Annotated in this window: 8 protein-coding genes and 1 pseudogene; 3 read left to right on the forward strand and 6 right to left on the reverse strand. The window is 59.7% G+C overall.

Annotated elements, in window-relative coordinates:
• Positions 1 to 3 precede the first annotated feature (3 nt).
• A complete protein-coding gene (locus FHS82_RS14745; RefSeq protein WP_166954186.1) occupies positions 4 to 840 on the forward strand; it encodes a phosphodiesterase in 837 nt (278 codons plus the stop codon).
• A 31-nt stretch (positions 841 to 871) separates the two neighbouring features.
• Here FHS82_RS14745 and FHS82_RS14750 read toward each other — a convergent pair whose 3' ends face one another.
• Complete coding sequence (locus FHS82_RS14750; protein ID WP_166954188.1) at positions 872 to 1768, reverse strand: LysR substrate-binding domain-containing protein; 897 nt, start codon at positions 1766 to 1768, stop codon at positions 872 to 874.
• Between the two features lie 117 nt (positions 1769 to 1885).
• On the opposite strand from FHS82_RS14750, the gene FHS82_RS14755 reads away from it, so the two are divergent.
• The gene (locus FHS82_RS14755; protein WP_208394266.1) at positions 1886 to 2884 is read left to right on the forward strand and encodes a YeiH family protein; all 999 of its coding nucleotides are present in this window, start codon (positions 1886 to 1888) and stop codon (positions 2882 to 2884) included.
• Positions 2885 to 2910: 26 nt separating this feature from the next.
• On the opposite strand, the gene FHS82_RS21445 is transcribed toward FHS82_RS14755, so the two are convergent.
• The 4 genes from FHS82_RS21445 to FHS82_RS14775 all read right to left on the reverse strand — a co-directional run bounded on the left by FHS82_RS21445 (position 2911) and on the right by FHS82_RS14775 (position 10867).
• On the reverse strand, positions 2911 to 3555 hold the full coding sequence (locus FHS82_RS21445; RefSeq protein WP_166954192.1) for a LysR substrate-binding domain-containing protein: 645 nt from the start codon (positions 3553 to 3555) through the stop codon (positions 2911 to 2913).
• Positions 3556 to 3700: 145 nt separating this feature from the next.
• The gene (locus FHS82_RS14765; RefSeq protein WP_166954195.1) at positions 3701 to 6112 is read right to left on the reverse strand and encodes a CHASE2 domain-containing protein; all 2412 of its coding nucleotides are present in this window, start codon (positions 6110 to 6112) and stop codon (positions 3701 to 3703) included.
• Positions 6112 to 9996 carry a CHAT domain-containing protein gene (locus tag FHS82_RS14770; protein ID WP_166954198.1) on the reverse strand — a complete coding sequence of 1295 codons (3885 nt, stop codon included), beginning with the start codon at positions 9994 to 9996 and terminating at the stop codon, positions 6112 to 6114. Before FHS82_RS14770 ends, FHS82_RS14765 begins: the two co-directional genes overlap by 1 nt.
• 136 nt (positions 9997 to 10132) lie before the next feature.
• Positions 10133 to 10867, reverse strand: a complete 735-nt coding sequence (locus FHS82_RS14775) for an SDR family oxidoreductase (RefSeq protein WP_166954200.1) — start codon at positions 10865 to 10867, stop codon at positions 10133 to 10135.
• Positions 10868 to 10977: 110 nt separating this feature from the next.
• Between FHS82_RS14775 and FHS82_RS14780 the strand changes: the two are divergent.
• Positions 10978 to 11085: pseudogene (locus tag FHS82_RS14780) on the forward strand (helix-turn-helix domain-containing protein); the annotation flags it as partial.
• A gap of 269 nt (positions 11086 to 11354) precedes the next feature.
• On the opposite strand, the gene FHS82_RS14785 reads toward FHS82_RS14780, so the two are convergent.
• Positions 11355 to 14144: a bifunctional aconitate hydratase 2/2-methylisocitrate dehydratase gene (locus tag FHS82_RS14785; protein WP_166954201.1), complete on the reverse strand. Its 2790-nt coding sequence runs from the start codon at positions 14142 to 14144 to the stop codon at positions 11355 to 11357.
• Positions 14145 to 14304 lie beyond the last annotated feature (160 nt).

A 14304-nucleotide genomic window follows, 5' to 3' on the forward strand; every position in this document is an offset into this window, starting at 1 on the left:
TCAATGCTCATCGCCCAGATTTCAGACCTGCATATTCGGCCCGGCGGCCAACTCGCCTACGGTATCTCCGAAACCAATCTCCTCGCCGAACACGCGATCCACGCGCTGCTGCGCCTCAACCCGGCGCCGGATTGCGTTCTTGTGACCGGCGACCTCACCGATTGCGGGAGGGACGACGAATACGAGATCGTATCCGGGTTGCTGTCCCGGCTGCCCATGCCCGTCTACGCCATTCCGGGAAACCACGACAGGCGGGAGCCGTTCCGGCGCACCTTCCGGGCCGCCGGGTATCTTCCCTCTGCGGGCCCGCTCAACTACGCCGTGCGGTGCGGTCCGGTGCGCATCGTCGCCCTCGACAGTCTGGTGCAGGGCGAAAGCCATGGCGCGCTGCTGCCCGAGACGCTGGCGTTTCTGGAGCGCGCGCTCGCGGAGGCTCCGGAAGCGCCGACGCTTGTCATGCTGCACCATCCTCCCTTCGAAACCGGCATCGGCCATATGGACAGGGCACGCCTTTTCGACGGCGCGGAGGAACTGGAGCGCCTTGTCAGAAGGAACCCCCAGGTGCAGCGCGTTCTCTGCGGACACGTGCATCGTTCGATCCAGCAGTTGTTCGGCGGAACGCTATGCCAGATCGCGCCGTCCGTGGGCCATCAGGTCGCCCTCGACCTGCATGCCGATGCGCCGTCGTGCTTCATCCTGGAACCGCCTGAGCTTCTGCTGCATCGGCTTGCCGGCAACCGGATCGTCACCCACACGGCCAAGATAGACAGGGCACCCGGTCCGTTCCCGTTCATATTGCCCGACGACTACCCCGGCCGCCGCCCGGATGCGGTCCCGTAGGCAGCGCGGCCATCTCGATCGCACGCCGGAATTACGTCCCGAACGAACTGTTCCGGAACAACTCGCTGAGCCGCCGGGCGGCTGACGACAACCGGCGTTCCTTGTGCTTCAGGATGGTGAACTTGCGTGACGGCAACGGTATGTCGAGTACCGTGACCGTGCCGTTCCCGATGAAAGGCTCGACAACCGCTCTGGAAAGGGCCGCGGCGGCCCCGCTGGAGAGAATTCCCTTCAGAACGGCCTCGTTCGACGGCAGGGTCAACAGAACCTTGAGTTCGGAGACATCGATGCAAAACGCCTGCAACGCTGCCTCGAATTCCGAACGTGTGCCGGAACCGGGCTCCCGCATGATCCAGGCAAGCTCCCTGATGGTGTCGACAACCGGCAGTTTCCCTGCCGGCGCAAGCTTGCAGCCCGACGGCACCACGACGACGAGTTGATCGAGAGCGATCGTTTGCGCCGCGATGGCCGGCTCATCGATGGTGCCTTCGATGAACCCCAGTTCGGCAGTGCCCTCGACGACAGCACGGGTGACGGTCATCGTATTGCCGACTGTAAGACTGAGTTCTATTTCCGGATAGACGTCGCGAAAACGAAGGAGTCTCTGTGGCAGCCAGTAATTAGCGATTGTCTGGCTTGCGTGAATATCGATATGCCCTCTCTTGAGATTACCGAGATCGCCCAGAACGAGTTCCGCGGCTCGTACGCGGGCAAGCGTTTCCTTCGCTTCCTTGAGAAAGGTTTGCCCGTCGCGCGTCAGTTCGATGCCGCGGCCAACCCGCTCGAACAGACGTACGTTGTAGAAAGACTCAAGCGTCTTGATAGAGGCGCTGACAGCCGATGGCGTTAAGCCAAGCGCGGAGGCGGCGCGTGTGAGATGCTCGCGCTCCGCGACCGCGACAAAGATGGTGAGCTGCTCAAAAGTCATGGCAAACCGTTCGGTTTCGTCAAACAGAATGTATCATTTTTCTCGATAGATATATTTTTTTAACAATGCAATATATTTCAAGTCAGTCAAAAACATACGAAATTTATGATATTTATCATGAAATATAAAAAACTTCTAACTGGTCTGTCCGCTTGCGTATTTATCACGATTTCAGCTATCTTCCTTGCGAATATTGAATTCATATTTCTTGGATTTACCTGGATTGATAGTATTATCCTATCGATCCTGCTTGGAACGGCAATCCATACAATCTGGAAAATTCCGCCCTGCTGGCTCCCCGGGGTGCAATTCGCCGCCAAATGGCCTCTGGAAATCGCCATTGTGCTTCTCGGCGCCTCGACCAGCATTACAGCGATTGTGGATGCCGGCCTCGCCATGGTCGGCGCAGTGATGACGGTTGTCGTCATGACGCTGTCGGCAGGCTATGGCATCGGTCGAATGCTCGGACTGCCGCGGCGGGTGGCGATACTCGTCGCTTGCGGAAACGCCATCTGCGGCAATTCCGCGATCGCCGCCGCCGCCCCCGTGATCGGCGCGAAGGGCGAAGAAGTGACCGCTTCCATCACATTCACGGCCGCCCTGGGCATCCCGGTCGTGGTGCTGCTGCCGCTGACATTCCCGCTTCTCCATCTCACACAGTGGCAATACGGCGTCATCGCCGGCATGGTGCTCTATGCGGTGCCGCAGGTGCTGGCGGCCACCATACCCATTGGCCAGGCAAGCGCCGAGATCGGCATCCTGGTGAAGCTTATACGTGTTCTCATGCTTGGTCCCGTGATCGCCTGCCTCGGCCTGATGCGCGGCCGTGCCGGGGGGCAGGCGGGAGCCCGCGCGGTGCCGGTTCCGTGGTGCGTCATCGGTTTTGCCGTGCTGATGACGGCGCGGTCGCTGAACCTCGTTCCCGAAGCACTGCTTTCGCCGCTCAGTCACCTGTCGTCCGGCCTCACCAATCTTTCCATGGCGGCGCTGGGCCTGTCCGTCAATCTTCGCACCGTTCTCTCTTCGGGCGGAAGAGTGCTCGCCGCCGGCGGCCTGTCCCTCATCACCCTCGCGGTGCTGAGCGCCACCGCCGTCGCCCTCCTCTCCGCGCCGTAACGAACAGAGCAACAACCGGCACGTCCCTATTCCATCAGAAAGGCGACGAACCGGTGGATTTCCGAGTTCGGCGGTGTCTTCGCCGGTATGATGACGTAAATGTCCTTCGCCAGCGCCGCGTCCTCGATTTCGATCGCGTGGAGACGCCCGTCCCTTACCTCGTTGGTCACGGAGGCATCGAGCACGATGGAAATGCCAAGGGAAGCCGCGACGGCGTGCTTGACCGCGTCGGTGGGGCCGAGGTTCTGGGTGACGGTCAGGCGATCGGCGATCGGCGATCGGCACACTGGGTTTCGACATTCTCCGCAGCCGGCGTGCCCAGCGCACCCATCAATACCTGCGGCTCCGCCCTGTCGGACAAGCAGGTGGCGCACCTCGGGCTCGCGTATCCGCTCCCCGGTCAGATAGCTGTCGCGCGCGTCGATCAGGACGTGCAAGTGGACATCGGCACCCGATGCGCCCTCCGTCAGTTTGCCCCGCGCTTCCTCGTCGACATCGGCCGTCGAGTGGAAGAGATCGATCTGCTGCGAGAGCGGCCAGTCCGGTGTGCCTTTCTGAAGCGCCATATGCTTCATGCGGGCAAGAAACGGCGTGATGCCGATGCCGCCGCCGATCCAGATCTGCCGCGGCCGGTCGTCGCCGAAAGTGAAGCAGCCGTAAGGACCTTCCACCCTGACGTCCTGCCCAACGCGAAGCGTCTCCCTCAGGCGGCCCGTATGGTCTCCAAGTTCCTTGGTGACGCAGGTGATGCCGGGGCGTTCGTCGTTCCAGCGGAGGCAATTTTCGACGATTTCGCAATTTATTACTATATTATGACTATGGATAATTTCCTGAGAACAGCTTCTCGACGAACATTCTAGCGGCGAGCGAAGGCTCGGGAATGCGCCTGACCTGCTGCACCGCTTCCAGTGTCCAGGCACCGTTATCGAGACGTGAAAGGAACGTGGCCAAAATGAAAGTCCGATCGGCTTGTAACATGTGTTCATAAAGCGCTGCGATCTCATTGGGAGGCAGTGCATCGACACAGGTGAAGTTGATATCAGCTTCCCCACCAGCGTTGTCTCGGACCTTGAAATACGTGCTGTCAGCTGAACACAGCTCTTCATAGGGCAGCGCGATGAAACGTTGGCTTGTCTCACCTTTATCGACTTCTGCCTCCCCGCTACGCAGCGTCATGCGGAACGGCGGCTTTCCGCCGAACCAGATAACAGGCACACCGCCGGAGGAGCGTAGAAGATTCTGGCGCACGCCCTTCGAAACCGGAATACGTAACGGATCATTCTGCTCCTGGCCCGGACCGCGCGTCACACTGTTGGCGGCGACCGGTGACGGATTGAGCATATCGACAATCTCGGTCCAGTACTGTGGAAGCTGCCGCCAGAAGCCGGAGCCCTGAGCTTGCCATGAGCACTCGGAGTTACGCGCCGTCACCTCGCAGATGACATGCGACCCGCCGGATCGCATGATATGGACAGTCACGTCCCGGTTAGGCACGCGAATGACGTCGCCTTCCAGTAGCTCCTCAGCGATACGCAATGAACGCTCGGATTGGTTTGCTCTGCGTATAAGCACTGCGGACGACGATTGGGGCACGGGTTCGAAGTGAGAAACGACGCCGACCGGCGTCTGCGCATGGGCGGAATCAGGATGAGCCGCTACGATAGCCGCGGCGCAAACAAGAATTCCCGTGGTCGAAGGCCCCGCTATCCGGGCGGCAAGGCGCCGGACCAACCCGGTGAACTGGCTCAAACGCCTGGAAACCATCACGTAGAACCTCCGTAGAAGGAGCGCGAAGCCGTATAATACCGTTCCCTTGAAGATCGTGGATGACAGAGATGCAGGGGAGAAACCAGCAAGAGAGCCGAGCACCACGATCGCCAGCACGAGAGACACCGCGAATAAGCCGAACAATAGCGGCCTCAGGAAGGAGGACAGCAGCAACCAGCTCAGGGCGAACGCAATCGGTGCCCATTCCAAAAGACGCGCGTCATCCTGGGCATCCATGATTACTGCGCTGCCCCCGGAAGCTATATTCGCAAGGATGTGCATTCCAGGCATCGTGCCGAGCGGCGTCACGTGATGATCGCCCGTATCGATGTGGGTGGCGCCGATCACGACGATGCGATCACCAATCAGATCGCATCCGGGGGCCGCACCACGAAGCACGGCCTCTTCGGCATGGATCGCCGCGCAATCGAGGCGCGCGAAGCTCTTGTTCTCCATCATGTATGGCGAGACGAGGTTGCGGGCGGAAAATGCAGTAACGAGGTTCCGTAAACGCCCATATCTGTCTGTCGCCATGGCGGCGCTGAACTCCCGCGTCCCCGGCGTGAACCTGAACACGAAGGGAATCGGCAAATTCCAGTTCGGTCCCGCCAAAAAACCGGTCTTCAAGAAGCTGGGAACTGTGCTCCCTTTCGAGGCTTGCGGTCCGCACCGAAGTTCCGCAACATGTTTTGCGACGCCCTTGGCCCGCTTTAGGGCGAGCAATGGCTCAGGGGTGTGGACGAGTTCGCCTACCACCGTCCCCGGCGACAGAAAGGCCGTCGGGAACTGTGGATAGGGCGGATTGCACGTCAGTCTTGCGATCGACCAGGTGCGCACAACCCCGCGTTCATCTCTTTCCAGCAGCGCATTGACCCATAGGACAAATTCGGCAGACTGCATGAAACTTTCCAAATCCGCGAGCTTCCCGGCAAGCGCGTCTCTCCCCCGCATGTTATAGGTCGGTACGCTGACGTTACCGCCCGCGTCGACAAGCGGCCAAAGCCGCCTCACGAGCAGCAGGGGCACGATATTGCTGCCGTTGCGCGCCTGTTCGTTCTCGTAAGCGTTCAGGAAGGACAGAAGCTCGTCGAATTCCTTCTCGTCGGCAGATGCCGTCAGGTCGACGTCGACGATGATGGCTTCCGCCCCGCCGCGTGCGGCGAAGCGGACCAGCCCGTAAAGCTCGTCGCGGGGAAAGCGGGGAGGATGCCCCCAATGACGGAATGTCTCGTCATCGAACTCAATGAGGCTCACCGGCCGTTGCGCCTGCGGCGCGCTGTTGCTTTTAAGGGCAAGCCATACGGCCCAATCAGGCGTCACCATCCTTTCCAGAAACTGCGGGATCTTTTCGGGAAGGTTTGAGAACAGGCCGAAGAGAATGATGGCCAGCACCAGCACGACTGCGCGGAAAAGCTCTCGCACCCTCGGATACCGAGCAGATAAACCACGGAAGCAACGCATCACCGTCTCCGCGCGTCGTCACCCACAACGACGAACGCGCCCCAGTTCGCGGGATGGGAATACGTTGGCTGGTCGGGATCGTTCACCATGGACCTGATCGAATCTCGCAGTGCGACAGACCATGAGGGTGCGCCCTCATGCGCATGAGCCGCAAAAAGCCTCGACATCAGTTCGGACGTTTCCGCCGACGGAACGGACCAATGTGAGACCAGAAGCGCCCTTGCGCCGACGCTCAGGAAACCGCGCGTAAGGCCGGAGAAGCCCTCGGCGCGCGGGCGACCATCGGACGCCGCCGTGTTGCACGCGGATAGCACGACGAGGTCTGCATCGAGCTTCAGTGACAGGATTTCGCTCAGCGAGAGATAGCCGTCGTCGTTTTCGGAGGGGGTGTCGAGGGGCGTGAGGACCAGTCCCGGTTCAACATGTCCGGACAGCTCTCTGGCGACCATCGCATGGGTGGCGAACGCCACGACCCGATAGCGTGACAGATCGGTTTGCCGCAGCAGGGTTTCACTTGCATGTTCGCCCAGGCGGATGACGTCGTCGCCTGAGCCAAGGGCTTTCGCCATGCGTCGAAGTTCTATGGCCGTATCCGGCAAGGCAGGCAGATTGGCAAGATCCGTCACCTTAATGCCGCCACGGGTAGTTGACGGCCACAACAAGGTGTTGAATGCAACCTGCATCTGCGCTTCTTTCCGCGCGGAACCGATCAACGGGTCACCAAAGCCGAAGAACGGTTCGGATGCAGCGCTGGCGACCGGCGACCGGCGGGTTGCCACCAGTGTCTGGGCAGACGGTGTATAGGTAATGGCGTGGCTCACGCCGAGCCATTCGATCCCGCGATGGAGGGATCCGGACGGCCCTGCTGACGGGGAACCTGTCACGTCAAGGGGTAGAATTGCAAAGGACAGGGACTGTAGGGGGCCATCGGTGGCAATGATCAGCCGATCGACCTCCTTGAGATGCGCTTTCACCGGCCCCAGCAGAAGATTGGCAAGATCATGCGCTTTTTCGAGCGGGAAAGGTGGCGGCCTTCCACCCTCGATCATCACCCCCTGACGCAGCGTCGCGATTTGCCGATCCAGTTCCGCAGCGCGAATGGGACTGCGCCAGATCATCGGCGATCCGGTCCCATTGCCGAAATAGAGCCCGTAAACCGCATCGCTCCCGACATGAAGCGACAAGAAGCCTTCGCCATGGCGGAGAACCTCCCGCGTTTCACCAATGGAGACCGGGGAAAACGCCGTGATGTCGCCGGAGGTGGTGAGCAGCCTGGCAACCTGCTCCTCGGCCTCGCGGCGACGGTCCTGCAGCGATTGCCGCTCTTTCTCGGCCCAGAATTCATCAGCAGCTTCGATCACCGTCTCGTGGGCTTCATGGAGTTCCAGCAAAGCGGACGCTTCATCACGGCGCGTCAATGCCGCTTCGAGCGAGGGGTCGGACAGTATCCTGCGCCGGTGCGCGGACTGGAGCGTGAGGCCGGTGTCGCCGAGCATGGCCAGCTGCAAGTCCCTGTACGCCTGTTCCGGAAGATCCGGCAGGAGGCGCAATACCTTGGGATTGGTGGCAAGCTTCAGGCGTGTTTGAGCGGCAAGGCGCAATGCGCCTGACAGTTCGCGGAACAAGAAGACGGTGCGTTCGCTGCCGGCACGCCACTCGGCCGTAAAGCGATCCTCGACAAGTCTACGCATCGCGTCGAGATGACGGTTAGCTTGCTCGAAGTCCTCTTCCGCCAGGGCATAGGCGGCCTCGCGCGCGTGCGCCGGGGCGGCGAGCCCAATGAGCGCGAGCTTGGCTCGATCAGTAATGCTCACCTGCGACGGATTGGCCGGATCGCGAGGTTCCATGCGCTGCAGCATGTCCTGCCAGACGATCCGCGCAGCAGTATCGAAGCCATGGGCAGAGAGAAGCCTGGCGCCGTTCTCAAGCGTTTGCAGGTATTTTGTATCCATTCCCCATTGATTGAAGTCACTATCGAACCAATAATCGGAGTAATCTTTCCACAATTTTTTCTGTAAATTGTAGTCTTTATGAAAAAGAAATTTAAAGAATGCAACTGAAAAATCATCATATGAGTCATTAATGCGAAAGTGACTTACGATAGATATTGCGCGAGCTGTTTGATCACTTTTCATCTTCTTCGGCGCAAAAAGTCGAGCGCTACGCTCGATATCGACAGATATGCTCGGATTTGCGACCCGCACTGAATTTTCTCTTGTCAATGCAAGTGCAGCATCGACAATAGTATTTCTATCTTGCGGCGTCATGAAATGCTTGTCGAGATAGGGTATCATAAGAACAGGCCAATAATCTGTGGCGTCCATTTCGTTAAATTTGCCAAACTCTGCAGCCCTCTGTCTGAACCACGACTTAGCAACGGCATCCATCTCTTCGCCACAACCGCCGCAAAACTTACCTCTCCAGTAGAACCACACTGCTTCATCCAGCGCCTGCCGGATGTTGCTTCGTATCTCAGCATTATCCTGGAGTGCCACAGTTTCATATAGCGCGATGAGCCGTCGCGCCGCCTCGACGACCGCTTCGTCATCGAGCTTCGCGTCGGCAATCTTCATGCCGAGCAGCAACATGCTCACGCGCGTTTGGAGAGATATATCCTCTATGCTGGAAGCTTCCGTGAACACCGTTTCGGCACGACTGGCCGAGCCATACGACCATTCAAGCTCAGCCTGACGGACCAGAGCCTCGCCGAGCACCATGGGGTCACGAGAATGGCTACGTACCGCCTTGAGGTAGGAAGACTGTAACTCGCGTGCGAGTGTGAACACCTGCAACTGGGAAAATGCATCCACGAGTATATGCTCGACGCAGTAGGAGCGCTGTATTCCCTCACCGCATACGAGCGGATCGATAATATTCATCGCCTTGCGATAGATGTCGGGATACGAGTTTCGCACACGGAATATCGGTGCGACGTTACTAATGGCACCGATGTAATCCGTTTCCAGCATACCATCATTGGCAGCGTGGGGAATCCCAAACTCTATCGCACGCCGGCGTTCTGCGTCATCGGCGCTTTTCGAAAACACTGAAAGAGCCGTTTCGACTGCTTTGAGCGAGATGTGCCGACAATCGTCCTCCTTCCGTCCCCGTTCGTCGATTACCGTGTCCAGCTTCGCCAGCCGTTCAACTTCGTCGAAATGCTGCCGCAGCTCGTTCTGCAGACGCTCGACTGTGCTTGCATCGGAGTTCATGGATACGAAGGAGGCAACCGCAAGGTGGCTTTCAGCCCGCACCCGTGGCGACCTGTGCTCCCGATAGAGGGCAGCCGCGTGCTCGGCAGTCTTTCGCCACTCGGCGCGTACTTCCGGATCAAGATTGCGGTAACCGTCCGTGTTCTCACCCGCTATACGAAACAGGGGCCAAATCTCACCCGGATCATCAACGAGCGTGCTGAGATACGTCAAAAACTGCCGGGCCCGCGTGATCTCTTTTATATCGGTGGATTGACGGTTCAAATCCCGTTCCGCGAGGACAGAGAGCGCTTCTACGCCCTTGGCGTGCTTGCGAAGATCGTTCCGCGCTGCTTGGAGAGCCTCATTGAGCTTTCGATCGGACGTCTCAGCCACCATGGCGTTGATGTTTGCCAGGTCGAAGCGCACCAGCAGTTCCTGGTCACGAGTCAGTTTTTCCGCACGCACGGCAGCCTGCATTTTCGGCAGGCGCTTTGAAACAGCTTCTTTATCCGGCGAGCCTTTGGCGATGAGATTCAGGATCTCCGCGTGCGCCGCATTGACGGGGGTGCGTTTAGCAACAAACTTGTTTGGTTCCGGCCCGCAAGTACTCGCCGTATCCGTTGCCGATGCCGGAGACCAGAACAGGCAAACTACGATCGCAAGAAACGCGCCAAGTCGGCGGCTCATCATGAACCTAGCTCCTTGATTTCTCGCGATGCCCGTTCAATTTCAAAATAACGGCGCCGCCTCCGCTGGCGAAATGTGGCAATAAATCGGCACTTGGTCAATGTGTAATTGTCGTTGGCGGCTCCATGAACCTTCGTGCTTATACCATGCCACCATTGGCACGCAGGGTCTGGCCGTTGATCCACCCGCCTTCAGGCGAGGCAAGGAAGGCGACGACGCTTGCAATGTCCTCGGGTGTGCCAAGACGCTCCAGCGGGTTCATCTTTGCCATCTTCTCGATCAGTTCGGCGGATTTACCGTCAAGAAACAAGGCGGTTGCCGTCGGCCCGGGAGCTACCGCGTTGACGGTGATCCCCCGTCCGCGCAGTTCTTTGGAAAGAATGGCGGTGAGCGTCTCGATGGCTGCCTTGGTGGCAGCATAGACACCGTAGTTTTCCAGCTTCAGGCCGACGACGCTGGTGGAAAAATTGATGATGCGTCCGCCGTCGTGCAGTCGCTCCGCCGCTTCGCGCATTGTATTGATCGAACCCTTGAGGTTCGTGCCAATCTGACTGTCGATGAGCGCGTCATCGGCCTTGGCAAGCGGCGAAAGCTTCATGATGCCCGCATTGTTCACCAGCACATCGAGGCCACCGAAGGCCGCCTCGGCGCTGTCGAACATGCGGCGTACTGCCGTTGCGTCGGCTACGTCGGCCTGCGCGGCCATGGCCTTGCCGCCCGCGGAGATGATCTCATGCACCACTGCATCGGCGGCGGCGGCATTGCCGGCGTAGTTCACCACCACCGCGAAGCCGTCACGGGCCAGACGTGTGCAAATGGCAGCGCCGATACCCCGCGAACCACCAGTAACGAGGGCAACTTTCTGTTCAGGCATTTGATTTTCACCTTGTGTTCGTGGACGCCTTGCGCTGCGAACTGGATAGCACAATCCGTAAAGCGGATAATTACTATTAAATCGATATTAGTTTCCGTGTGTAACGGACAATGAACAGCTGCGATGCGATGCGCTTCTTCGTCCGCATCGTCGAGCGGAGCAGCTTCACCCTTGCAGCGAAAGACCTTGGCTTGCCGCGCTCAACAGTCACCGATGCGCGAAGTGCTGGAGCAATTGTATGCGCCGCCTGCGCGGAGCGCCAGTCCCGGCCCCGGCGTCTTCGTGGGCCGGGTGGACGAACCGTTGGCCGAGTGCATTCTTTCGGAACGGCGAGCGTGACGGATCACACCCCGCATTCGTATGAGGGGGCGAGTTTATATGACGACCCCACCAGAGCAGCGACGCCGCCGTCCCGAACGCTGGCGGGTATCTGCCCTCGGTCTCGCGGGCCGCTGGTCAGCGGCCCTGAACTGCACCGGCCGTTCCCTCAGAAATGGATAGACCGTGCCATCGCCGGCTTTTCCAGCGGCGGGGCGAACTTGGTCAGGTCAATCCCTTCCACAGCGGCCCTGTACTCTTCCGCGCTGGGCGTCCGCCCGAGGATCGCGGAAAGGACGACGACCGGGGTCGAGGCAAGCAGGGATTCCCCCTTTTTCTCGACGGTATCCTCGACGACCCGTCCCTGGAACAGGCGCGTGGACGTGGCCAGGACGGTATCGCCCTTCTCGGCCTTTTCCTGGTTGCCCATGCAGAGGTTGCAGCCCGGACGTTCGAGATAGAGAACGTTCTCGTACTCGGTGCGGGCCTTGTTCTTGGGAAGCAGATCGTCGAACTCGAAGCCCGAATACTTCTGCAGGATTTCCCAGTCGCCCTCTTCCTTGAGTTCGTCGATGATGTTGTAGGTGGGCGCCGCCACGACCAGAGGCGCCTTGAACTCGACCTTGCCCTGCGATTTCTCAAGGTTCTTGAGCATCTGGGCGACGATCTTCATGTCACCCTTGTGCACCATGCAGGAGCCGACGAACCCGAGATCGACCTTCTTCTCGCCGCTGTAGTAGGACACCGGGCGGATGGTGTCGTGGGTGTAGCGCTTCGAGACGTCCGCGTTGTTCACGTCGGGGTCCGCGATCATGGGCTCGTCGATCAGGTCGAGATCGACGACAACTTCCGCGAAGTACTTTGCGTTGTCGTCGGGCGCGAGCGCGGGCTTCTCGCCCGAGCGGATTTCCGCGATGCGCTTGTCGGCCTTGGCGATCAGGCCGCGCAGGGTGCCCGCCGCGTTCTCCATCCCCTTGTCGATCATGATCTGGATGCGGCTCTTGGCGATTTCGAGCGATTCGATCAGCGTCTCGTCCTGCGAGATGCAGATCGAGGCCTTGGCCTTCATCTCGGCGGTCCAGTCAGTGAAGGTAAAGGCCTGGTCGGCCAGCAACGTGCCGATATGAACCTCGATCACACGGCCCTGGAACACGTTGTCGCCGCACTGCCTGAGCATCTGCGCCTGCGTTGCGTGGACCACGTCGCGGAAGTCAATGTGACTGCGCATGGTGCCCTTGAAGGTCACCTTCACCGATTCCGGAATCGGCATGGTCGCCTCACCCGTGGCCAGGGCAAGCGCCACGGTGCCCGAGTCGGCACCGAAGGCCACGCCCTTGGACATGCGGGTATGCGAGTCGCCGCCGATGATGATCGCCCAGTCGTCGATGGTGATGTCGTTGAGCACCTTGTGGATCACGTCCGTCATGGAGTGATACACGCCCTTCGGATCCCGCGCGGTGATCAGGCCGAAGTTGTTCATGAACCTCATCAGCTTGGGGATGTTCTCCTGGGCCTTCTTGTCCCAGACCGAGGCTGTGTGGCAACCGGATTGGTAAGCGCCATCCAGGGTGGGGGAAATGACGGTCGCGGCCATCGCCTCCAGCTCCTGCGAGGTCATCAGCCCGGTCGTGTCCTGCGAGCCAACGATGTTCACCTTGACGCGCACGTCGGAGCCGGCGTGCAGCACCTTGCCCCCGGTGACGCCGACGGCGTTGCGGTTGAAGATCTTCTCGACGGCGGTCAGGCCCTGACCCTCGCGCGAAATCTCCTTGTTCGGCGCGAAGACGGGCGTCGGCTCGATGCCAAGGGTCTCGGCCGCAAAGGTCTGCAGCTTCTTGCCGAAGACGATGGCGTAGGAACCGCCGGCCTTCATGAATTCCATCTTCTGCGGCGTGAAGGCCGAGGATGCGTCGACAAGCTCGTTGCCGGCCTCGTCGAGCAGCTTCTTGCTCTTGGCGTTGATGGTCAGAACAGTGCCGGTCTCGACGGAGTACTTCTGCTCCAGGACCGGGTTGCCATCGTTGTTCAGGATCGGCTTGCCGTCCGCATCGACCTTCTTGACCCAGTTCTTCAGGTTGATGCCGATGCCGCCGGTCACGTCGACCGTCGTCAGGAAGATCGGCGAGATGCCGTTCGTTCCGGCAACGACCGGGGCGATGTTCACGAAAGGCACGTAGGGGCTGGCCTTCCTGCCGGTCCACAGGGCGACGTTGTTCACGCCCGACATGCGCGAAGAGCCCACGCCCATCGTGCCCTTTTCCGCGATCAGCATGACGCGCTTGTCGGGATGCTGCTTCTGCAGCGCCTGAATTTCCGCCTGCGCTTCCGGCGAGATCATGCACTGGCCGTGCAGTTCGCGGTCGGAACGCGAGTGCGCCTGGTTGCCGGGAGACAGCAGGTCGGTGGAAATATCGCCTTCCGCGGCGATATAGGTCACGACCTTGATCTCTTCCTGGACATCCGGAAGCTTGGTGAAGAACTCCGCCTTGGCATAGCTTTCGAGAATGTCCCTGGCGATCGCGCTGCCGTTCCTGTAAGCCGCGCCCAGCCGGTCGGTGTCCGCCTCATAGAGGAACACCTGCGTCTTGAGCACGTCCGCGGCCTGCAGGGCGATTCCGGCATCATCCCCAAGCGCAAGATCGAGGAGGACCTCGACGGACGGACCGCCCTTCATGTGAGACAGAAGCTCGAAGGCGAATGCGGGAGTAATCTCCGGTACGATAGCCGTGCCGAGAATGATCTTCTTCAGGAATTTCGCCTTGACCCCCGCGGCGCTCGTCGTGCCGGGCAAGGTATTGTAAATGAAGAAGTTCAGAGAATCGGACCTGTGCTCGTTCCCAGCCTCCTCGATCTGCGCGATAAGCTCTTCCACCAGTGCGCCATCATCGATGGGCTTGGGATGCAGGCCGCTGCCTTTGCGCGTTTCAATTTCAGTGAGGTAGTCTGTGTACAAGCTCATGACGATCCCTACGATTCAGGGCTGGATTAAGCAGGCATACCTGGCCGTAAAAGTTTCCGGCGAACGGCGACAAGCTGATTGTATGCCGAGGTATACCGAACGCGATCAGGTAGCAAGAGGCCCGCCGTGCCAAAGGAGGCGGTGTAATATCATCAATTTA

The sequence above is a fragment of the Pseudochelatococcus lubricantis genome (genome assembly GCF_011762225.1).
GTDB lineage: Bacteria > Pseudomonadota > Alphaproteobacteria > Rhizobiales > Beijerinckiaceae > Pseudochelatococcus > Pseudochelatococcus lubricantis.